The 21,144-nt window shown below is 70.9% G+C and carries 16 protein-coding genes and 2 tRNA genes; 12 read left to right on the top strand and 6 right to left on the bottom strand.

Annotated elements, in window-relative coordinates; all coding sequences use genetic code 11:
- Positions 1-4: 4 nt before the first annotated feature.
- On the top strand, positions 5-424 hold the full coding sequence (locus tag ACIBK5_RS29025) for a hypothetical protein (protein ID WP_399023971.1): 420 nt from the start codon (positions 5-7) through the stop codon (positions 422-424).
- Positions 421-2,613, top strand: coding sequence for a tetratricopeptide repeat protein (locus ACIBK5_RS29020; protein ID WP_399023969.1), 2,193 nt, complete (start codon positions 421-423; stop codon positions 2,611-2,613). The genes ACIBK5_RS29025 and ACIBK5_RS29020 overlap by 4 nt, the downstream gene beginning before the upstream one ends.
- On the opposite strand, the gene ACIBK5_RS29015 is transcribed toward ACIBK5_RS29020, so the two are convergent.
- The gene (locus tag ACIBK5_RS29015; protein ID WP_399023967.1) at positions 2,614-3,999 is read right to left on the bottom strand and encodes an amino acid permease; all 1,386 of its coding nucleotides are present in this window, start codon (positions 3,997-3,999) and stop codon (positions 2,614-2,616) included.
- Positions 4,000-4,402: 403 nt separating this feature from the next.
- Between ACIBK5_RS29015 and ACIBK5_RS29010 the strand changes: the two genes are divergently transcribed.
- Entirely contained in the window at positions 4,403-4,981 is a 579-nt protein-coding gene (locus ACIBK5_RS29010) for a biotin transporter BioY (protein ID WP_399023966.1), read from the top strand.
- 85 nt (positions 4,982-5,066) lie between these two features.
- On the opposite strand, the gene ACIBK5_RS29005 is transcribed toward ACIBK5_RS29010, so the two are convergent.
- Positions 5,067-5,810, bottom strand: a complete 744-nt coding sequence (locus tag ACIBK5_RS29005; RefSeq protein WP_399023964.1) for a hypothetical protein — start codon at positions 5,808-5,810, stop codon at positions 5,067-5,069.
- Positions 5,811-6,004: 194 nt separating this feature from the next.
- Here ACIBK5_RS29005 and ACIBK5_RS29000 point away from each other — a divergent pair, with 194 nt between their 5' ends.
- Positions 6,005-8,026: a protein kinase gene (locus ACIBK5_RS29000; RefSeq protein ID WP_399023962.1), complete on the top strand. Its 2,022-nt coding sequence runs from the start codon at positions 6,005-6,007 to the stop codon at positions 8,024-8,026.
- Positions 8,027-8,136: 110 nt separating this feature from the next.
- Here the strand turns inward: ACIBK5_RS29000 and ACIBK5_RS28995 are convergent, their stop codons facing one another.
- On the bottom strand, positions 8,137-9,627 hold the full coding sequence (locus ACIBK5_RS28995; protein WP_399023960.1) for an amino acid permease: 1,491 nt from the start codon (positions 9,625-9,627) through the stop codon (positions 8,137-8,139).
- 280 nt (positions 9,628-9,907) lie between these two features.
- On the opposite strand from ACIBK5_RS28995, the gene ACIBK5_RS28990 reads away from it, so the two are divergent.
- Positions 9,908-10,405, top strand: a complete 498-nt coding sequence (locus ACIBK5_RS28990; protein ID WP_399023958.1) for a ribose-5-phosphate isomerase — start codon at positions 9,908-9,910, stop codon at positions 10,403-10,405.
- A gap of 353 nt (positions 10,406-10,758) precedes the next feature.
- Positions 10,759-11,571 (top strand): Fpg/Nei family DNA glycosylase, encoded by an 813-nt coding sequence (locus ACIBK5_RS28985; RefSeq protein ID WP_399023956.1) that lies wholly within the window; start codon positions 10,759-10,761, stop codon positions 11,569-11,571.
- 13 nt (positions 11,572-11,584) lie between these two features.
- Here the strand turns inward: ACIBK5_RS28985 and ACIBK5_RS28980 are convergent, their stop codons facing one another.
- Positions 11,585-12,841: a GNAT family N-acetyltransferase gene (locus ACIBK5_RS28980; RefSeq protein ID WP_399023954.1), complete on the bottom strand. Its 1,257-nt coding sequence runs from the start codon at positions 12,839-12,841 to the stop codon at positions 11,585-11,587.
- A 162-nt stretch (positions 12,842-13,003) separates the two neighbouring features.
- Between ACIBK5_RS28980 and ACIBK5_RS28975 the strand changes: the two genes are divergently transcribed.
- Both ACIBK5_RS28975 and ACIBK5_RS28970 read left to right on the top strand, forming a co-directional pair.
- The gene (locus tag ACIBK5_RS28975; RefSeq protein WP_399023952.1) at positions 13,004-14,185 is read left to right on the top strand and encodes a PP2C family protein-serine/threonine phosphatase; all 1,182 of its coding nucleotides are present in this window, start codon (positions 13,004-13,006) and stop codon (positions 14,183-14,185) included.
- A gap of 79 nt (positions 14,186-14,264) precedes the next feature.
- Positions 14,265-14,735: an HD domain-containing protein gene (locus tag ACIBK5_RS28970; RefSeq protein WP_399023950.1), complete on the top strand. Its 471-nt coding sequence runs from the start codon at positions 14,265-14,267 to the stop codon at positions 14,733-14,735.
- 8 nt (positions 14,736-14,743) lie between these two features.
- Here the strand turns inward: ACIBK5_RS28970 and ACIBK5_RS28965 are convergent, their stop codons facing one another.
- On the bottom strand, positions 14,744-15,934 hold the full coding sequence (locus ACIBK5_RS28965) for an acyltransferase family protein (RefSeq protein ID WP_399023948.1): 1,191 nt from the start codon (positions 15,932-15,934) through the stop codon (positions 14,744-14,746).
- 621 nt (positions 15,935-16,555) lie between these two features.
- Between ACIBK5_RS28965 and ACIBK5_RS28960 the strand changes: the two genes are divergently transcribed.
- Together ACIBK5_RS28960 and ACIBK5_RS28955 are read left to right on the top strand one after the other, a co-directional pair.
- Positions 16,556-16,750 (top strand): hypothetical protein, encoded by a 195-nt coding sequence (locus ACIBK5_RS28960; protein ID WP_142163958.1) that lies wholly within the window; start codon positions 16,556-16,558, stop codon positions 16,748-16,750.
- 103 nt (positions 16,751-16,853) lie between these two features.
- Entirely contained in the window at positions 16,854-19,103 is a 2,250-nt protein-coding gene (locus ACIBK5_RS28955) for a serine/threonine-protein kinase (RefSeq protein WP_399023946.1), read from the top strand.
- Between the two features lie 93 nt (positions 19,104-19,196).
- Here the strand turns inward: ACIBK5_RS28955 and ACIBK5_RS28950 are convergent.
- Positions 19,197-19,267: transfer RNA gene (locus ACIBK5_RS28950), tRNA-Gly, on the bottom strand.
- Positions 19,268-19,430: 163 nt separating this feature from the next.
- On the opposite strand from ACIBK5_RS28950, the gene ACIBK5_RS28945 reads away from it, so the two are divergent.
- Positions 19,431-19,507: transfer RNA gene (locus ACIBK5_RS28945), tRNA-Pro, on the top strand.
- A 201-nt stretch (positions 19,508-19,708) separates the two neighbouring features.
- On the top strand, positions 19,709-21,097 hold the full coding sequence (gene tig, locus ACIBK5_RS28940) for a trigger factor (RefSeq protein WP_399023943.1): 1,389 nt from the start codon (positions 19,709-19,711) through the stop codon (positions 21,095-21,097).
- Positions 21,098-21,144: the final 47 nt, after the last annotated feature.

Raw genomic sequence — 21,144 nt, 5'->3', positions numbered from 1 at the left:
TGCCGTGGGTCCGGAGATGGCCGAGCTCGCCAGAACGGCGGGCACGACGATGGTGACGCTGATGGCCACCCAGGCCTGGGAGTCCACGCGCGAGGGGGTGCTCGCCCTGTGGCAGCGCTTCCAGCCCGACCGCGCCGAGACCGTGGGCGGTGAACTCGAGGCCACCCGCGAGGACCTGCTCCTCGCCCGCGAGTCGGGAGACACCGACACCGAGGCCGAGCTCACCGCCGAATGGCAGGCGCGGTTGCGCCGGCTCCTGGTCGCCCGGCCCGAGGTGGCCGACGAACTCCGCCGGATTCTCGCCGAGTTGAACCCCGAGCCCGCTCAGACGCACACGGCGGTGGATGTCCGGCTGCGTGCCGAGGTCTCCGGCAGCGGCCGGGTCTACCAGGCCGGACGCGACCAGCACATCACCGAGCGATGAGCGAACTCGGCGCCCGGGCCTCGGGTCAGGGGCGGATCTTCCAGACCTCCGGCGATCAGTACATAGAGGAACACCACCATCACTACGACGCCGGCGCCGGCGGACCGCTCTTCGGACGCCTGGTCGTACCCCCGGCGGGGGCCGGGACGGCCGCTCCCGACTCCGTGCGGATGCCGCTCGTCGGCCGGGCGCCGGGCATCCTGCGCGACCGTGCGGAACTCCGCGATGCGCTCGGCGCGGCCGTCGCCGGACCCGGCGGCGAGGTCCACGTCGTGCACGGCATGGGCGGCTGCGGCAAGACCGCGCTGGCGCACTGGCTGTTCAACGAGGCGGTGCGCGAGCACGGCCGCGTCGGCTTCTGGGTCAACGCGTCCGAGCTGATGTCCCTGCGCGCCGGGATGCTGGCGGTGGCCGGGGACCGCGGAGCGGCGGCCGTCGAGCTCGCCGCCGCCGCTGCCGGGCAGCGCGCCGCAGCCGACCTCGTCTGGCACCACCTCGACCGCTCCGCCGACCCCTGGCTTCTCGTCCTCGACAACGCCGACGACCCGACGGTCCTGGAGGGCGGGGCGTGGCTCCGGTCCAGCGACCGGGGCACGGTTCTGGTCACGACCCGGCACGCCACGTCGCCGCTGTGGCGGGGACCCGGCGTGCACCGGCACGCGTTGGGTGTCCTGCCGCTGGAGGAGGCGGCCCAGGTGCTGTGCGACCTGGCGCCGGACGCCGGGGACCTGGAATCCGCACGGAAGGTCGCCGAGCGCCTGGGACGGCTGCCGCTCGCGCTCACGCTGGCCGGATCCCATCTCGCCCACCAACTCCTGGAGTCGTGGTCCATGGACGAGTACGACCGCAAGCTCGGCGAGGAGTCGACGGCGATCGTCGACCGGGGCGCGGCCGGGCACGGCAGCAGCCAGTCCCGTCAACTGGTGGGCCGCACCTGGCAGTTGTCGCTGGACGCGCTGGCGGACCAAGGGCTTCCCGAGGCGACGACGCTGTTGCGGCTGCTGTCGTTCCTGGCCGCGGATCCCCTGCCGCTGAGCGTGCTGGTGCCGGTGGCCCGGGGCGAGGTGACGCTCGACGGACTCGAACTGGCCCTGCGGGCAGAGCAGTTGGAGCCCGCGCTGAAGGGGCTGATCGACCACTCGCTGGCCGAGCTGGTCACCGTGGACGGGGCGCGCTGCGTGCGGGCCCACGGGGTGCTGCTGGACAGCGTGGCCGGGGGAGTGCCGCAGGACCGGCGGGCGATCGTCGCGGACACGACTGCCTCGCTCCTGGAGGCCGCGCTGCCCGACCAGGGCTCCGACTCTCCCGAGACCCGGAGCCGGCTCGCGCTGCTGGCACCGCACGCGACGAGACTGCTCGCGGTGGCCGCGGACGAACGGACCGCGTCCCTCGCGGTGCGGGTCCTGCGGCAGGTCTACGACTCGGGGGACTACGCGGCGGCACTGGCCCTCGCTCCCACGGTCGTCGAGGCCGTCCGGGGCGTCCTGGGCGCAGAACACAGACTGGTACTGGACGCCCGGCACCTGCGGGGCACGGCGCTGTTCCGGATGGGACGGTTCGCCGAGGCCGAGGCATCACACCGCGAGGTCTTCGAACGCCGGGAGACGCTGCTCGGCGCCGATGCCGTGGACACGCTCCACAGCTGTGCCGCCCTCTCCCAGTCGCTCGACCTGCTCGACCGGGACGAGGAGGCCGAGAGCTGGGGCAGGCGAGCACTCGACGGCTACCGGCGGGTGCTGGGCGAGGAGAGCGCGGAGGCGCTGTTCATCTGGTGCGGGCTGATCGAGATCCTGCCCCAGCTCGGCAAGGAAAGGGAGTTCGCGCAGGAGGGCCCCGCGCTCGTCGAGGCCGGTGAGCGCGCCCTGGGCCCGGACCATCCCACGACGGTGCTGGCCCGGCACGACTACGCCGGTGGCCTGTTCCATTTCGGCCGCTACGAGGAGGCCGAGCCTCTGGCGCGCCGGGTGCTGGCCGACCGGACCCGGCTCCAGGGCCCGGAGCATCCCCTGACCTTGTCGGCCACCTCCCTCACCGCCCGCGTCGCCCACGGTCTGGGCAGGACCGACGAGGCCATCGGGATCATGAAGGAGCTGTCCGAACGCCGGGCGCGGGTGCTCGGCCACGAGCACCCGTTCGCCGCCGCTGACCGGGCCAAGGTCGCCACCTGGCAGACCGAGGCCCGGGGCTGATCAGCCCTCGGTCCGGGCGCGCGCCTTCTGCCACGCGTACCCGACGGCCGCCAGGACCAGCGTCATCGCGCCCGTCGAGTACAACTGCACCCGCGTGTCCGGCTCCCGGGCCATCAGGACGAAGACCGCGGCCATACCGGCCAGGGCGACCCACGTCAGCCACGGGAACGCCCACATCCGGACGACCAGCTTCTCCGGCGTCTCGCGCTCCAGACGTCGGCGCAGTCGCAGCTGCGAGACGGCGATGAAGATCCAGACGACCAGGATCACCGCGCCGATCATGTTCAGCAGCCAGGCGAAGACGTCGTTCGGCCGCCAGTAGCTCAGCAGCACGCACAGGAACCCGAAGACGGAGGACGCCAGTACGGCGATCCGCGGTACCCCGCCCGAGACCCGGCCCAGCACCTTCGGGCCCTGGCCGCGCTCCACCAGGGAGTAGCCGATGCGCGAGGCGCCGTAGACGTTGGCGTTCATGGCGGACAGCAGGGCCACCAGCACGACCACGTTCATCAGCTGTCCGGCGCCGGGGATGCCCAGCTCGTCCAGGGCCGCGACGTACGGGCCCTTCTCGACGACCTCCTTGGAGTCCCACGGCACCAGGGTGACGATGACGGCCATCGAGCCGACGTAGAACAGCGCGATGCGCCACATCGCCGTACGGACCGCGCTCGCCACGCCCTTGACGGGGTTCTCCGACTCGGCCGCCGCGATGGTGACCGTCTCCAGGCCGCCATAGGCGAACACCGAGGCGAGCAGGCCGATGACGAGGCCCTCACCGCCGTTCGGCATGAAGTCGGTGAGGTGGCTCGTGCCCGGCGAGTCCGTGCCGGGCAGGACGCCGGCGATCGCCAGGACGCCCAGCACCAGGAACAGGGTGATCGCGCCGACCTTCAGGGCCGCGAACCAGAACTCGAACTCGCCGAAGTTCTTCACGGCCGCGAGGTTCGTGCCGCAGAAGACGACCATGAACAGTGCCACCCACGCCCACTCCGGGGTGCCCGGCAGCCAGCCGCTGACGATCTTCGCGGCCCCGATGCCCTCCAGGCCGACGGCCGTACAGAGGAGGACCCAGAACGCCCAGCCGACGGTGAACCCGGCCCAGGGGCCGATCGCCCGCTCCGCGTGCGCCGAAAACGAGCCCGACGACGGGTGCGCGGCCGACATCTCGCCGAGCATCCGCATCACCAGCATCACGAGGAGACCGGAGAGGGCGTAGGCGACCACGATCGACGGACCGGCGGCGGCGATACCCGCGCCGGAGCCGACGAACAGACCGGCGCCGATCACCCCGCCGAGGGCGATCATCGACAGGTGGCGCTGTTTCAGGCCATGGGAGAGGGAGGCGTCGTCCGTGCTGGGCGGCGTCCCGGTGGTGGTGCTGGGCATGGGCGCGGCTCGTCCAATGCGTGAGAGGCGAGAGAGGGCAAAAACGCCGCCAGTCTGGGCGGTCCCCTCACCCGGGAGGGAGGGTGTCCAGCATGCGGACACCCGGAACGCGCGCCGTGAGGCCCCGGGGACGGAGGGTGGACGCCCGTCGCGGAAGCCATCGGCACCCGTCCTGGCGGGCATTTGGCGAAACCCTACAGTCCGCTTCACCGTCGGGTCCGTGACCGAAGCCTCGCTGCCTCAGTGACCGGCATCACGTCGCGCTCGGTGTAGCGCCCATCCTTTGTCCGGAACCAACCAACCGTGCGTTCCCGCCTTTGTCGAGCGCTGACGGTGATCAGGGCGAGGGCGCTGGGATAGCGTCACCGTGTCCCGCCCGACCCTCACCCTCGCGGAGTCCCACATGAGCACCGCCGCCGTCCCCGCCCGCACCGGACAGGTCCTCGCCGACCTGCTCCCCGCCTCTCGTGTCCGGGACGCGGCCCTCGTGCTCGGTGGCGCCGCGCTCACCGGTCTCGCCGCCCAGCTCTCGGTGCCCGTGCCGGGCTCCCCGGTGCCGGTGACCGGCCAGACCTTCGCCGCGCTGCTCGTCGGCACCTCCCTCGGCGCCGGCCGCGGCCTCCTCGCCCTCGCGCTGTACGCCGTCGCGGGCGTCGCGGGCGTGCCGTGGTTCGCGCAGGGCACCTCGGGTGTCTTGCCCTCCTTCGGCTACATACTCGGCATGATCCTCGCCGCCACCGTCGTGGGCGCCCTGGCCCGTCGCGGTGCCGACCGCTCGATGCTGCGCATGGCGGGCACGATGCTGGTGGGCGAGGCGATCATCTACGCCGTCGGCGTGCCCTACCTGGCCCTGTCCACCGGCATGTCCGCCACCGCCGCGATCGCGGCCGGCCTCACGCCGTTCCTGGTCGGCGACGCGCTGAAGGCGGCGCTGGCGATGGGGGCGCTGCCGACGGCCTGGAAGTTCGCGAACAAGCGCTGAACCCATAGCCGTTACCGAGAGAGGCCCGCCGGGTGTGCTGCCCCGGCGGGCCTCTCGTGCGTGCTCAGAGCGGGCGGAGACTGATTCAGCCCTCCCGCGCTCCCGGCCGCCGCCGCTGCGCCCACCACATTCCGGCCACGCCCGCGGCGACCAACGACGCGCCCGCCGCACCCAGCGGCAGCAGATCGCGTACCGGACCGGTCTCCGCCAGCTCCTTGCCGCCCGGGGACTCCTTGCCACCCGGGGACACCGGCTTGTTGTCGGTGCCGAGCAGCAGGGGCGTGGCCGGGGCGTCAGGCGACGGGTTGGTCGTGCCGAACGGCACCGGGCCCTGCTGCCAGAACGTCTTCTTCCCGTCGGCGGTCTGGACGGGCAGACAGATCTTTCCGGCCTTGCTCAGGTCATAGGTCGCGTCGACGGCGTACGACTTCGACTTACCGGCCGCGAGATTGTCGACGGCGCAGGCGAAACCGCTGTTCGATCCCTCGGGAAGACCGTTCTCGGGTATCGCGGAACAACCCTCGACGTTCTTGACCACAAGCCCGTCGAATCCGACGACCAGCAGCCTGATCTTCCCGCTGTCCTTGCTTCCTTCGTTCTTCACGGTGGCGGTAATCGCCGTCTTTTTCGAACTGTTGTCGACGGAGATCTTCTCGGGCAGCAGCGTGGTGAGCTTCACCCCTGCCGGCGCTTCGTCAACCACCTTTCCACCCTCGCTGCTTGCGGGCCCTCCGTCCTCCGCCCCGGCGGTGCCGGAAAGGATCAGCACCGCCGAGAATGATGCCGCGACCAGCGGCCCCACGACCACGGCCGTACGACGAGAACTCATGTTCGCCCCCCCTTGTGTCCCCCTGGACTGCGCCTGAATTCGCAGCACTGAAAGAGGTACCACAAGATTTCACCGCACTATCCTGGTACGGCGCGAAGTGTGACCGTTGTGTTTCACTGGAGACGGTCGCGGCGTCGTGGAGGGGGTGCAGCGGATTGCCGGGGAATGCGAATAGCGGCGGTGTTCCAGGGATATTGGTGACGGGGCGCTATCGGTTGGTCGAAAGTATCGGCCAGGGGGGAATGGGGCGGGTGTGGCGAGCCGCCGACGAAATGCTCGACCGGCCGGTCGCGGTCAAGGAAATGCGGATCGACGGCATCGACGCGGAGGACAACAGGACGCGCCGCGAACGCACCCTGCGCGAGGCCAGGGCCACGGCCCGGATCGACCACCCCAACGTCGTACGGATCTACGACGTGGTCGACGAGGGCGAACGCCTGTGGATCGTGATGGAGTTGGTGGCCGGCCGCTCCCTCGAGCGGATCCTCGCGGAGGACGGCCCCCTGAGCCCCGGCGAGACGGCCAGAATCGGGCTCGGCCTGGTCGCGGCGCTGCGCCAGGTGCATGCGCGGGGCGTCCTGCACCGGGACATCAAGCCCGGGAACGTCCTGGTGGAGAACGCGGCCGGGTCGGTCGGGTCGGTCGGGCCGGCCGGATCGGCACGCCGCGGCGGCCCGGGTTCCGGTCAGGCCCCGGGCCCCGGCTCCCCTGAACGGCGCGTCGTCCTCACGGACTTCGGTATCGCCGCGATCCAGGACGCCAAGGCGCTCACGATGGTCGGGATGCTGGTCGGCTCGCCCGACTACATGGCCCCCGAGCGCATCTCCGGCCGCCCACAGGGCCCGCCCTCCGACAACTGGTCCCTCGGCGCGACCCTCTGCGCGGCCCTGGGCGGCCGCTCCCCCTTCACCCGCGACACCACGCTGGCAACCCTGCACGCGGTCCTCTACGAGGCACCCGAACTCCCCGCCGCCTCCGGCCCGTTGCACGACATCCTGACGGCCCTCCTGGAAAAGGACCCGTCGACCCGCCCGAACCTGGACGACCTGGAAACGGCCCTGGAGGCAGTGGCGTTCCCGGCTCCCCCATCGACGGTGTCAGTGGGGTGGGGAACGCCGGGCCTCGAGGAGACCTTGGGAGGAGAGGGCCTTGAGCAGGAACGGCCGGAGCGGGAACCGGATCCTGTTCCGGAACCGGATCCCGAACAGGACTTGGGCACAGAACCTGAACCGGACCAGCAAGGCACCCCGGGACCGGAACCCCGGACACCGGCCCTGACGACGGTGCCGCCACCCCTCCCCGCCCCCACCCCACAGCAATCACTCACCCCCACCTCCGCCCACGCGCAAGCCGGGCCGCCGGATCCCCGTCAACCCGCCCCCGTCCTGGACGCGACCCCACGCCAACTCCCCGCCCACCACCCCGCGGCCACCACCACTCATCACGGCCCGAGCCCCGTCTCCCTCACGCGCGCGCAGGCAGCACAGGCGGTCACCGAGTGCCGCCCTCACCCCACCCCGCAGCCCCCGATGCCGTCGGGTGAACTGCCCGGCCCCGCCGTCCCGGCGGTGTCCCGCCCCCGCGCAGGTCACCGTCGTACGGTGCTCGCCGCGGCGGCGGCCACGGTCGCGACCGCGGGTGCCGTCGTGGGAATCCTGCTGGCGACGTCGTCCGGCTCCCCGGACGACAAGAACACCCGCGCAGGCTCCTCGGCCTCCGCACCCCCCACCACAGGCACCGCCCCGAAGCCCGAATCCACACCCACCGTCGAGGGAACAGCCCGGCCGCAGAGCCTGCCGCCGGGCACGCACCGGGAGGCCGGTGGGTTCGCCTGGGCGACACCGGAGGGCTGGCGGCGGGACGTGAAGACGGGCGCTGAGGTGCACTACACCTCCCCGGACGGCGCCCAGGAACTGGTCGGCAAGTCCGCCCTGGCCCGCGGCGACCTCCTGGAGACCTGGCAGACCTCGGAACGCAACGCCCACCAGGGCCAGGACTACCGCAAGGTCCGCCTGGAGGAGACGACGTTCCGCGGCCACCCGGCGGTGGTCTGGGAGTACACCTTCACGCTGGAGGGCGTCCGCTGGCACGCCCGGCTGCTCGGCTTCAACGTGGGCGGCAAGTCGTACCAGATCAACACCTGGTACCAGTCGGGGATCGAGGAGGAGGCCCTGAGCACGTACGAGAAGGTCAAGGACAGCTTCGTGGTGCTGTAGGGACGTAAGAGGGATACATAAGAGGGATACAAAAGGGACCTGCGGCGCGCGTCCTGAAAGAGGAACACGCACCGCAGGCCCCGCACAACAAAGAGGCGAGCGCCCGCTGGTCAGCCGGCTGAGACCTCGTCCCGGTCTTCGTCCGGAACCTGGACCCGCGCGGCCTCGGCGCCCCGACGACCGCCGCCCCGGTGCTTCACGAAGGCGATGACGAGCACCACGGCCGCCACGAGCAGCGACAGCAGAATGGTCCGGCGCCCGTCGTGCTCGGTGTCGGTGAGCATGTAGCCGAGGATGAACACGATCAGTGCGGCCGTCGCGTAGGTCAGATACGGGTACAGCCACATCTTGACGACGAGCTTCTCCGGGGCCTCCGCCTGGATGATCTTCCGCATCCGCAGCTGGGAGAAGCAGATCACCAGCCACACGAACAGGGCGACCGCACCACTGGAGTTCACGAGGAAGAGGAAGACAGAGTCCGGGAACTTGTAGTTGAAGAAGACGGCGACGAAGCCGAACGCGACGGACGCGAGGATCGCCGTCCGCGGCACGCCGTTGCCGGTCGTGCGGGCGAAGGACTTCGGCGCGTCGCCGCGCTGGCCGAGCGAGAAGGCCATGCGGGAGGCGGTGTAGAGACCGGAGTTGAGACAGGACAGCACCGAGGTCAGCACGATGAAGTTCATGATCTGACCGGCGTGCGGAATGCCCAGGGAGTCGAGCGCGGCGACATAGGAGCCGTCGTCGGTGATGGACTTGCTGTCCCACGGCAGCAGGGCCACCACGACGAAGATCGAGCCGAGGTAGAAGACGGCGACTCGCCAGATGATGCTGTTGGTGGCCTTGGTGACGGCCTGCTGCGGGTTCTCGGACTCACCGGCCGCCAGGGTGGCGATCTCGCTGCCCATGAAGGAGAAGACGACGAGCAGCACACCGGTGAGGATCGCGCCGGCCCCATGGGGCAGGAAGCCCCCGTGCTCGGTCAGGTTGCTCAACCCGGCCTGCTCACTGTCCACGCCGGGCAGCAGCCCGAAGACGGCGAGCCCGCCGATGACGATGAACGCGGCGATCGCGACGACCTTGATCCCGGCGAACCAGAACTCGAACTCGCCGTACGAGCCGACGGAGACCAGGTTGGTGGCGGTGAGCACCAGCATCACGATCAGGGCCCAGGCCCACTGCGGCACGGCCGGGATCCAGCCCTCCAGGATCACGGCACCGGCGGTCGCCTCGACCGCGAGCACCACGACCCAGAAGAACCAGTACAGCCAGCCGATGGAGAAACCGGCCCAGGGGCCGAGCGCGCGGTCGGCGTGCGCGGAGAAGGAACCCGAGGTCGGGTTGGCGGCGGACATCTCACCGAGCATCCGCATCACCAGCACCACGAGCGTGCCGACGAGGGCGTACGACAGGAGAATGCCGGGGCCTGCGGTGGCGATACCGGAGCTGGATCCCACGAAGAGCCCGGCCCCGATGACACCGCCGATGGCGATCATCGACAGATGCCGGTTCTTGAGCCCGGCCTGCAGCCCGGAGCCGCCGCCGGGTTCTCCGGGGCCTCCAGGGTCGTTTCCGGTCGTCTTCAGTGTCGGCTGCGAGGTCATGGAACGGATTTCCTTTGCGCCGGGGAGCTGTTCTTCCGTACGGAGCCGCACCAGCCGTACGAACGGGGGTGTGTCGCGGCATGACGGTGTACGGGTCCTCGTACGAGCGGGTGTACGAGCCGGTCCAGTGAATCTGAGGCGAACGTTTTCGAGAACCTTTGAATCCAGATTGTTACTTGAGGTTTCCCTGAGGTTCCGTAATGCGGCTCACATTCGTCTCACGTTTTCATGAGCGCCACCCCGCGCGCCTTCCCCGAAACACCCGTGTCACACTCATCCCATGCGCGTGTACCTCGGCTCGGACCATGCCGGCTACGAACTCAAGAACCACCTCGTCGACTGGCTGAAGGCGGCGGGTCACGACCCCGTCGACTGTGGCCCGCACATCTACGACGCCCAGGACGACTACCCGCCCTTCTGCCTCCGCGCGGCGGAGCGCGCGGCCGCGGACCCCGACGCGCTCGGCGTGGTCATCGGCGGTTCCGGCAACGGCGAGCAGATCGCGGCGAACAAGGTCGAGGGCGTGCGCGCGGCCCTCGCCTGGAGCGAGGAGACGGCGGCCCTCGGCCGCCAGCACAACAACGCCAACGTCGTCGCCGTGGGTGCGCGCATGCACTCGCAGGACGAGGCGACGGCCTTCGTCGAGACGTTCCTCGCAACGCCGTTCTCCGGTGACGAACGTCACATCCGCCGCATCGACATGCTCGCCGAGTACGAGACGACCGGCGCCCTCCCCCCGATCCCGCCGCACCACCCGCAACAGGGACCCGACGCCTGACCCGACCCGGCCCGACCTCGCGGCACACCCGGGCCACACGGCCCCACTGCCCGAGCCCTGCGCGGCACGCAGGTACGCAGTCGCCGCCGGGCGGGACCCAGCGGCGAAGCCCCGCGTGGGGTGCAGGGGACGCAGCCCCCGCCGGGGCCCGGGGTGGAGCCCCGAGGTGTTTCGACTCCGGCCTCTTGGCCAACCGTTTCGGGCGGGTGGGTGGGAAAGCCCCCCCGAGGGGTGCAGGGGACGCAGTCCCCGCCGGGGCCCGGGGCGGAGCCCCGGTGTCTTTCGACGTCAACCTCTTGACGAACCGGTTCGGGCAGGCGGGTGGGCAAGGGTAACGATCACAGGGAGAACCCGTGCCAGAAGGCCACACCATCCACCGCCTGGCCCAGGACTACGCCGCCGCCTTCCTCGGCACAACCCCCCGAACCACCAGCCCCCAGGGCAAGTTCACCGACGCCGCCGCCCTCCTCACCGGCACGGAACTCACCCACACAGAGGCTCACGGCAAACACCTCTTCCTCGGCTTCCGCGGCACCGACTGGATCCACATCCACCTCGGTCTCTTCGGCAAGGTCACCCTCGGCCCGGCCCCCGCACCCCCACCCACCGACACCGTCCGCCTCCGCCTCGCGAACGACACCGCGTACGTAGACCTCCGGGGCCCCACCACCTGCGCCCTGATCACACCCCCGGAGAAGCAGGCGATACACGACCGCCTCGGCCCCGACCCCCTCCGCGAGGACGCCGACCCGGACACCGCGTACCGCCGAATCTCCCGCAGTCGTACGACGATCGCCGCGCTCCTCATGGACCAGAAGGTCATCGCGGGCGTAGGAAACGTCTACCGCGCAGAGGTCCTCTTCCGGCACAACATCGACCCGTACCGTCCCGGAAGGGACATCACTCCCACCGAGTGGGAGTCGGTCTGGACCGACCTGGTCGAGCTCATGCACGAGGGCGTCCGCAACAACCGCATCGACACCGTCCGCCCGGAACACACCCCGGAGGCGATGGGCCGCCCACCCCGCGTGGACGACCACGGCGGCGAGGTGTACGTCTACCGCAGGGCCAACCAGCCCTGCCACCTCTGCGGCGGCGAGATCCGCACCGCCGACCTCGCCGCCCGCAACCTCTTCTGGTGCCCGGCTTGCCAGGGCCGCCCCTGAGGAACCCCCCGCCTCAGAAGCCGTGCGGGAGCCACGGCGCCAGACCGGCCGCCCCGAACCCCAGCGACGCCTCCGCCAACGCCCCCCGCCGTACCTCCCGCACCCGCCCCGCCGCCCCCAACGAGGCCAGCGACACACCCCCGAGATACGCGGAACTCAACTCCCGTACGGACAGAGCGACATCCGCGGCGTCCGCCGTACGCTCACAGGACGCCCCCTTCGCGTCCCCGCTCAGCCGCCAACGCCCGGTGTTCCAGGGGCAGAACGCGTCCTCCACCTCGAACACCACATCCACCGGCGTCTGATACGTCCGCGCCTCCAGCGCGGCCCCCAGCTCCACCGGCCGTACGTACAGCGAATCCCGCACCCACGGCTTGCACCGCCGCATGTCGGACACCCAGTGCCGCCACGCGTCGTCCACCGGCCGCCCCCGCACCACCACCGACGACGTCAGGTCGATGCCGAACAGGAACCGCCACAGCGCCGCGTCCGCCGCGGGGTCCAGCGCGGCCGAGTCCTCCAGAGTCACCGTGCCCTCGGGCCCGGCGGTCTCCCAGCTCGGCTTGACGCGATACCGCGCGTATCCGACCGTCTCGCCGTCCCGCTCGGCGAGGACGCACTGCAGCGGCGACGCCCCCTCCCGGTCGCTCTCCGGATCGAGCAGCCCGAGCCGCTCCCAGCCGGGCCGCCGGGCGAGCATCCCGGGCCGCGACGGAACCAGCCGGGCGTACACCGCCTCGCACGCGTCGAGGACATCGGCCGGGACGGCGTACCGCACGCGTACGTCATCCGTGCCCGTCGGCAGCGATGTGAGCCGCACCCGGGTCGTGTCGATCTCGGCGTTCAACTGGAAGGTGGCGCACCCGTATCCGAACCGGCCGTAGATCGCCGGCTCGGAGGCCGTGAGCACGGCCAGCGGTTCACCCCAGGCACGGACGTCGTCCAGCTGCCGCCGCATCATCGACGTCAGAACCCCGCGCCGCCGATGCGTGGCGGCCACGCTGACCATGGTGACGCCCGCGGCCGGCACCGAGGCCCCGCCGGGCACCGTGAGCCGGAAACCGAACGCCCCGGTCGTCCCCACGCACTCGTCCCCGTCCCATACACCGAGCGAACGGTCGAACTCGGTCAGCGAGTTCCACAACTCCCGTTCCTCGGCGGACTCCGGCACCCCGCCGAAGCCCCGGATCAGGGTGTCGTACCACTTGTCCCAATCGTCCCGCCGCAGCACCCGCAGGTCGGTCGCGGAGCCGGTCGCGTCAGTCGCCATGGCCCATGCCTATCAGGGCAATGCGGGACGAGCGAGGGAATTTCTCCCAGGTGGCGGCGGGGCGGCGCGCGGTGAAGTTCACTGTGAAGTCTGCCCTCGGACGGGGGACAAGTGGGACCTCCCGTGCCAAGCGGCTGGTCCGATGGATAGGGTCCCGAACTAATGGCATCAGGACGAGAGCGGCGCGCGGAAGCCGACACGTTCACGGCCCGGTTGAAGAAGCAGTGGCACCGGGCCCGCGTCGGCGTGCGCCGAGCAGCCGTGGACTACTTCCGCGGGGACGGCTCCGACTGGATCGCCCTGGCCGGTCTGCTCCTGACCGTCCCGCTGATCGCGGCGGCGACGCTGGGGAACTCCGTGTGGTTCTCGCCGGCCGCGCTCGTCCTGCCCGTCGTCGTGGGCGGCCTGCTGCTGCGCCCGGCCAGCTTGCTCGGTCTGTACGCGGCGGCGGCCACGGCGCTGATCGTGGAGTCGGTGCAGCTGGGCCCGTACACGGAGGGGCCCTCCAGGGTCACTCCGGGCATCGTGCTCGTGGTCGCGGCCTGCGGTTTCTTCGGCCTGCTGCTGGCCCAGTTCCGCAGCAGGGTCGGTGTGCCCTGGCGGCGCGGCGGCACCATGCTCTTCGACCTGCGCGAACGCATCCGGGTGCAGAGCCAGCTGCCCGACCTGCCGGGCGGCTGGCACCAGGAGATGGCGCTGCGCCCGGCGGGCGGCCAGTCCTTCTCGGGCGACTTCGTGGTGGCGGCCCGTACCAACGGCGGCCGTACGCTCGAGGTCGTCCTCACCGACGTCTCCGGCAAGGGCATGGACGCGGGCTCCCGCGCCCTGCTCCTGTCAGGCGCGTTCGGGGGCCTGCTGGGCTCCCTCCCGCCGCACGCCTTCCTCCCCGCCGCCAACGGCTATCTGCTCCGCCAGGACTGGGACGAGGGCTTCGCGACCTCCATCCACCTGGTCCTCGACCTGGACTCCGGCGACTACGAGCTCTACTCCGCCGGGCATCCGCCGGGCCTGCAGCTCAGCGCGGGCACCGGACGCTGGGAGGAGAAGGCGGCCGAGGGCCCGCTCCTCGGTGTCTACGACGGCGCCCAGTTCGACCCCGTGAAGGGCTCGCTGCGCTCGGGCGATGTGCTGATGCTGTTCACGGACGGCCTGGTGGAGACCTCCGACCGCGACATCGTCGAGGGCATCGACCGCCTCACCGGCGAGGCCGACCGCTATGTGGCCGGCGGCTTCCACGGCGCGGCCTGGCACCTCATCGAGGCGGTGGCCAAGGACGTCAACGACGACCGGGCCCTCCTGCTGATCTGCCGAGAGGGCCCGACGGCGGCGTCCGCTCCCCGCTGAGCCGGAGTTCCCGGGCCCCGGGCCGGTTCGGCGGTCGTCCTGTGGACCCGGGCGGTGCTGCGCGGGGGACACTGGAGCGGTGACCGAGACACCGCGCATCACCCCGCTGCCCCTGGCCCAGGTCGAGGCCATCGCCCGCGCCGCGCACGACGGCCAGACCGACAAGGCGGGGCGGCCCTACGCCGAACACCTGCGGGCCGTGGCGGAGGGAGTACGGGAACGAGGCGGCGACGAGGACCAGATCGCGGCGGCCTGGCTGCACGACGCCGTCGAGGACGACGCCCTCTCACCCCAGTGGCTGCGCGAGGCCGCGCTGAGCGGCCGTACGAAGGACATCGTCCTCGCGGTCACCAAGCGGGCGGGGGAGCCGCCCGAGGCGTACGCCGCGCGCATCCTCGCCACGCCGGGCGCGCCGCTGGTGAAGGAGGCGGATCTGGCGCACAACGCGGATCCGGCCCGCCTCGCGGTCCTCGACGAGGCCACCCGCACACGACTGACCGAGAAGTACGCACGGATGCGCGCACTTCTCGGTCAGGGAGATGCGATCTGAAGAAGCGCCTAGGCGCTGACCTTCTCGCGGTCCTTCTCGCGCTCGCGCCGCTCGGCGCTCTGGCGCTCGCGGGCGAGCTCGGCCGCGTCCCGCTTGAAGGCCCAATCCATCTTCGGCTCCATCGCGAACCGGAACATGCGCTGCACCGGCTTGGTGCACAGCACCGTCACGACGGCGGCCGCGAGGACGGTCACGGCGATCTGCCCGGCCGGGTGGTGGAACCAGCTCGCCTCGAACCAGCCCTGGTAGTCGCCGGCCTTCACGAGGAAGCCGTGCAGCAGGTAGCCGTAGAGCGTGCCGGCGCCGAGCGCGGTGAACCACATGTGGCGGCGCGGCACCCAGGCGAAGAAGCAGGCGGTCAGCACCAGCGAGCAGCCGAACATCGCGAGCACCATCACCGGGCCGGCCCACCACGGCGCGCCCAGTTCCTGCGCGGAGTCACGGTGGTAGAACCACGCGGTGTTCATGCGCGGCACGGCCCACCAGCTGAAGGCCAGGGCGGCGGCGAACACCGGCACCGAGGCGATCCGCACCGAACGGCGGCGCACCATCTGGAAGTGCTCGGGCTTCATCACCAGGCCCAGCACGAAGAACGGCAGGAACTGCAGGACGCGCTGGAGGTCCAGGTCGTCACCGATCGAGGGCGTGACGGTCGCCAGCATCGCGAGGCCGAGCGCGAGCGGCAGCGGCCAGCGCACCATGTTCCAGATGGGGGTGGTCAGCCGCCAGATGAACAGCGCGACCAGGAACCAGGTCAGGTACCACGGGTCGAGGAGGCTGATGTCCTGCCCCGGGTCGTCGTCGATCCACCGCTTGAAGAGCGGGTAGGCCGTCTCGAAGATGACGTACGGCACCGCCACGCCGGTGAGCAGGCGCTTGAGCCGGTCCGGCCGCATGTCGAAACTGCGCGAGAAGTAGCCGGAGATGAGGATGAACGCCGGCATGTGGAACGCGTAGACGACCTGGTACGCGGCCTCGAGTATCCGGCTGTCGCCCTTGAGCGGCTCCCAGGCGTGGCCCATGGCCACCAGCACGATCGCGAGGTACTTCGCGTTGTCGAAGAACGCGTCGCGCTGCTTGCCGTTCTGCTTCTTCTGGGGGCTCTGCGGCGAGCGCGGGCTCGGCACTCCGCCTGCCGGCGACTGTGCCGGGGGAAGTGGCGCCTTGCGGTCGCCGTTCGGTCGCAGCGAGTTCGTCACAGACCCTCCCACCAGGAACTCGGGGAGACGATCCGGGACCTCGCTGCGCTTGCGGGGGACGAGGCAGCGTGGAACATCTGAGGCACCCTAGCCTTCCCTGCGGCTATTCGTAAAACGCCGGACGTGATTCCTGGCTATTCGCTGTGGGTACCCCGGATTTCGGGTAGTTGACGTCGCTGTCGGCGTGATGACCAACACATCTTCGGCGCCGAGTTGCGCCCGTCACAGGTGCCCTGCTTGTCAGGATACTTCCGGACTAAGCGGTGCATAAGACCAGCAGGCGACTCCAGTGGAATGTCCGCTTCAGCGCTCTTCGGGACTCTCTCCGCAGGGCTGTTGAGGAGCCTTGGGCGGCAATTCGAATTAGCTGCGAACGCGTTGTGTGGAGACGGAAACGATCCGACCGGAATTCCCGCGCGGGTGGCGCATCGAATTGCCGTACGAGTCCCGTCCGTCGGGTCCCCTCCGGCACGCGACGTACACCGGCCCGGACGACACCGGGAGGGATGATGCGTCACCGGCCGCATAGCCCGGCCGCGTTGGTGGCACGATGGTTCTGGCGGGGGTGCGCTGAGGCGCCCCCGGGCCGGGAGAGCGGACCGACCGAGGGTGTGATCAGTTGTGGCCATTTCACTGTCTGTGGTGCTGCTGTTGGCGATCATCCTTGTGGTGTTGCTGAGAGGGGGATCCATCAAGGCGGGCCCCGCGATCGTGGCGATCCTCTTCGGCTTCTTCCTCGCCTCGACCGGCATGGCCCCGTCCATCCAGCGCTTCCTCAACTCGATAGCGGAGACGGTCAACTCCATCAGCTTCTGACCGGCCGCGGTCGCACCCCTCCCGGGCCGGTGCCACGGGCCCGCGGGGCGTGCGGATACCCTCCTCCCGACGGGACGGTGCGTGACGGGGGGAACGTACGGGGATGGCGCTGCGCGATTCTGACCCCGCGGAGGTGGGCGGCTACCGCATCGAGGACCGCCTCGGCTCCGGCGGCATGGGTGTGGTCTACCTGGCCCGCTCGGCCTCCGGCCGGCGTCTCGCCGTCAAGGTGGTGCACGGCCAGTACGCCGACGACGACGAGTTCCGCGCCCGTTTCCGCCGCGAGGTGGCCGCGGCCCGCCAGGTCAGCGGTGCCTTCACGGCCCCCGTCGTGGACGCCGACGCCGACGCCCCCCGCCCCTGGATGGCCACGCTCTACATCCCGGGCTCGGACCTCGGCACCCACGTCCGCGAGCACGGCCCGCTCTCCGCGCCCCGGCTGCGTGAACTCGCCGCCGGCCTCGCCGAGGCGCTGCGCGACATCCACCGCGCCGGAGTCGTCCACCGCGATCTGAAGCCGGCCAACGTGATGCTCGCCGAGGACGGCCCCCGCGTCATCGACTTCGGCATCTCCCGTGCCGCCGAGTTCGCCGCCGCCGACGTCCTCACCCAGACCGGCCGCGTCATGGGCACCCCGCCCTTCATGTCGCCGGAGCAGTTCTCCTCCCCGCAGGACGTCGGCCCGGCGGCCGACATCTTCTCCCTCGGCTCGGTCCTCGCCTACGCCGCCACCCGCCGCGGCCCCTTCGACAGCCCGAGCCCCTACGAGACGGCCGTCCGGGTCGTCGAGGGCGAACCGGCCCTCGCCGGCGTACCGGACGAACTGCTCCCCTTCGTGCGCCTCTGTCTGGAGAAGCACCCCAAGTCCCGCGTGACCGCCCACGAACTCCTGACCCTGCTGCGCGACGGAGACCCGGCCGTCCCGCCCCCGGCCGCCGAGGAATCGATCCCTCTTCCGTCCCAGCGCGTCCCCGCGGCCACGCCGCAGCGCGACACCCCGCTCGCCGACCCGCCGCCCGAGCCCGCCCGGCCGCGAGGCAACCGAAGACGCCGCTACCTCCTCGCCGCGGCGGCCGGGACGGCCGTGGCCGCCGTCCTCGCCGCCACCACCGTCCTCCTCAGCGGCGCCCTCTCCCGCGACAGCGAGCCCGGCCCCGCGGGCTCCGCGGCCCCCAGCGACCTCCCTCACGGCTGGAAGCCCTGGGCCACCGCCGCGAAGGCCCCCGAGGGCCGAGAGCGCCTCGGCGGCGCCGACAGCGCTCTCGCGGGCTGCGCGGCCGTCGACACCTCCCTCGTGTGCGCGGGCTCCGGCCTCATGGCGACCCGCTTCGATCTCGCCGGCGGCCGCGCCACCTGGGGCCGGCCCGTCGACCCCACACCCGACGGCTCCTCCAGCAGCAGCGAGGGCGCGCTCGTCGGCACCACCGACAGCCACGTCTACGCCTACGAGGCGGAGGAGGGGGAGACGGCGGCCGGCCCCCGGTTCAGCTACGCGGTGTACGCCCTGGCCGCCGGCACGGGCAAGGAGCTCTGGCGGACCGTGACGGGCACCGGCGAGTCGGCGTCCGTCCCCGACAGCACGCAGGACGCCGCCACGGCCGTCCCCGAGGGCGTCGTCACCTTCTACGGATCGGCGGGCGACCAGTACGCCCTGCTCGACGCCGAGACCGGCGACGTCCGCTGGAAGCAGCCGAAGCCGGACACCCCGGACGCCCCGGCCGACTGCCTGCTGCGCTCCGCGGCCGACCACGCCTACCTCGTCTGCGTGATCGGTCTGACGGAACGAGGAGCCTCCCGTACCACCGTCTCCCAGATCGACGCGGCCACCGGAAAGGCCCGCTGGACCGTCGAGGCCAAGGGCGCCCAGTACCTGCTCGGACAGCACGACGGGCGTCTGGTCCTCGGGGACGCATTCGCCACGGACCGCGGCCTGACCCTGATCGACGTCTCCTCGCGCGCGCTCACCGTGCGCCGGCTCGCGCAGCCCCGGCCCGAGGACGCGGACGCGTACCTGGTACGCGGCACGGTCTACTTCACGCGCGAAAGCGGCGGCGTCCGCGCGGTCTCGCCCCGCACCGGCCGAACGCTGTGGGAATCCAACTCCACCGTGGAGCAGCAGGGGCCGCCGACCGCCTCCGCCACCCACGTGTACGTCGCGTCCCCCAGCGGCCGCCTGGCCGCCCTGGACGCGAGCACCGGCGAGGTCGAGGCCACCGTGGACGGCCGCGACGACGGCGGCAGAACCGACAGCATGCTCGTCACCTCGGGCGCCCCGCTCGTCCTCGTCGGCGACGCCCTGTACGTCCCGTACGGCGTCCGCTCCGTCTACACGGTGGACGTACGCGACCTCTGAATCCCCGGGAATCCCAGGAACCCCCCGAAATCTTTCAGGCACCGGAAAAACCCCTCGGGCCCGGTTCCGAAGAACCGGGCCCGAGCCGTTCAGAGCGGGCGACGGGAATCGAACCCGCGTAGCTAGTTTGGAAGACTAGGGCTCTACCATTGAGCTACGCCCGCACGGTGCGCGCCGCAGGTCGGGTGACCGCGGCACGCAAGCATCGTAGCGGGTTGTGCGCCCTCGTCGCACACCGCATTCGCAACCGGACCCTCCCGGCGCCGACGCAGCGGAAATGCGGCGGCCGTACGGCCTTGCGCCATGTACCCTACGTGTCGCACCAGACGGGGTGTGGCGCAGCTTGGTAGCGCGTCCGCTTTGGGAGCGGAAGGCCGTGGGTTCAAATCCCGCCACCCCGACCAGCCACCCGATCATCTCGACTCGCCTCGGGTGATCGCCTTCCGGTCACTCATGTGATCGCCTTTTGGGCGGTGTAGTCGCTGCCGTTACTATGCAAGCTGCCGTCCGTGTGTATCAGCGTCTGAAGTCTCCGGGCGGCGAAATCCGCCGGGCCGCTCTGGCCCCGGCAGAACCCAAGAAGTCAGCCACAAGGAGACCGAACCGTGAAGAGCGCCGTGGAGACCCTGAACCCGACTCGGGTTCGGCTCACTGTCGAGGTGCCCTTCGAGGAGCTCAAGGACAGCCTCGACGCGGCGTACAAGAAGATCAACCAGCAGGTCACGGTGAAGGGCTTCCGCAAGGGCAAGGTCCCGGCCCGGGTCATCGACCAGCGGTTCGGCCGCGGTGCGGTGCTGGAGGAGGCCGTCAACGACGCGCTGCCGAAGTTCTACACCGACGCGGTCAACGAGGCCGAGCTGAACCCGCTGGGCCAGCCCGAGGTCGACATCACGGAGCTGAAGGACGGCGAGACGCTGAACTTCACCGCCGAGGTCGACATCCGTCCCTCCATCGAGATCCCGGACTACTCCGGCATCGAGGTCGAGGTCGACGCGGTCGAGGTCACCGAGGAGGACGTCGACAAGGCGGTCGAGGAGCTGCGTGAGCGCTTCGCCTCCACGGCCCCGGTCGAGCGTGCCGCCGAGGACGGCGACGTCGTGACGATCGACCTGGAGGCCAAGGTCGAGGGCGAGGTCCTGGAGGACGGCGTCGCCGACGGCGTCTCCTACACCATCGGCTCCGGCGAGCTGCTGGACGGCATCGACGACGCCGTGAAGGGCGTGGAGGCCGGTGGCGAGGCCACCTTCACCTCCGAGCTCAAGGGCGGCTCGGCGGCCGGCAAGGAGGCCGAGGTCACCGTCAAGGTCACCCAGGTCGCCAAGCGCGAACTGCCCGAGCTGGACGACGAGTTCGCGCAGCTCGCCTCCGAGTTCGACACCATCGAGGAGCTGCGGGCCGACAGCCGCAAGCGCCTGGAGAACATGAAGCAGTACGACCAGGCCACGCAGGCCCAGGAGCGCGTCCTGGAGAAGCTGCTCGAGCTGGTCGAGGTGCCGGTCCCGGACAAGCTGCTCGAGGACGAGGTCAACACCCGCAAGCACAACCTCGAGCACCACCAGCTCGGCCAGATGGGTCTCGACCTCGAGAAGTACCTCGAGATCCAGGGCAAGACGGTCGAGGAGTTCGACGCCGAGACCAAGGAAGCCGCGGTCAAGGGCATCAAGACGCAGTTCGTGCTCGACGAGCTCGTCAAGCAGGAGAAGCTGAACGTCAGCCAGGAGGAGCTCACCGAGCACCTCATGCGCCGCGCCGCCTCCTCCGGCATGTCCCCCGACCAGTTCGCCCAGGCCGTCGTCGAGGGCGGTCAGGTTCCGCTCCTGGTCGGCGAGGTCGCCCGCGGCAAGGCCCTGGCCGTCGTGGTCGAGAAGGCCGCGGTCAAGGACACCAACGGCGAGGTCGTCGACCTGGACGACGAGGAGGACGAGACCGAGGCCTCCACCGAGGAGACCCCGGCCGAGGCCGCCGAGTCCACCGAGGAGAAGACCGAGGGCTGAGCCCCCGGCTCTGACTAGGTCATAGGGAAGGCCCTGGGGTGCGAACC

Source organism: Streptomyces sp. NPDC050546 (assembly GCF_044457425.1).
In the GTDB taxonomy this organism is placed as follows: Bacteria; Actinomycetota; Actinomycetes; order Streptomycetales; family Streptomycetaceae; genus Streptomyces.
This window is presented reverse-complemented; position numbering and strand designations above follow the sequence as displayed.

Bases quoted from the DNA above. Each gene is read 5' to 3' on its own strand.
- ACIBK5_RS29020 (WP_399023969.1), top strand. From the start codon at position 421: ATGAGCGAACTCGGCGCCCGGGCCTCGGGTCAGGGGCGGATCTTCCAG.
- ACIBK5_RS28975 (WP_399023952.1), top strand. From the start codon at position 13,004: ATGGCATCAGGACGAGAGCGGCGCGCGGAAGCCGACACGTTCACGGCC.
- ACIBK5_RS29015 (WP_399023967.1), bottom strand. From the start codon at position 3,999: ATGCCCAGCACCACCACCGGGACGCCGCCCAGCACGGACGACGCCTCC.
- ACIBK5_RS28995 (WP_399023960.1), bottom strand. From the start codon at position 9,627: ATGACCTCGCAGCCGACACTGAAGACGACCGGAAACGACCCTGGAGGC.
- ACIBK5_RS29005 (WP_399023964.1), bottom strand. From the start codon at position 5,810: ATGAGTTCTCGTCGTACGGCCGTGGTCGTGGGGCCGCTGGTCGCGGCA.
- ACIBK5_RS28955 (WP_399023946.1), top strand. From the start codon at position 16,854: ATGGCGCTGCGCGATTCTGACCCCGCGGAGGTGGGCGGCTACCGCATC.
- ACIBK5_RS28980 (WP_399023954.1), bottom strand. From the start codon at position 12,841: ATGGCGACTGACGCGACCGGCTCCGCGACCGACCTGCGGGTGCTGCGG.
- ACIBK5_RS28990 (WP_399023958.1), top strand. From the start codon at position 9,908: ATGCGCGTGTACCTCGGCTCGGACCATGCCGGCTACGAACTCAAGAAC.
- ACIBK5_RS29010 (WP_399023966.1), top strand. From the start codon at position 4,403: ATGAGCACCGCCGCCGTCCCCGCCCGCACCGGACAGGTCCTCGCCGAC.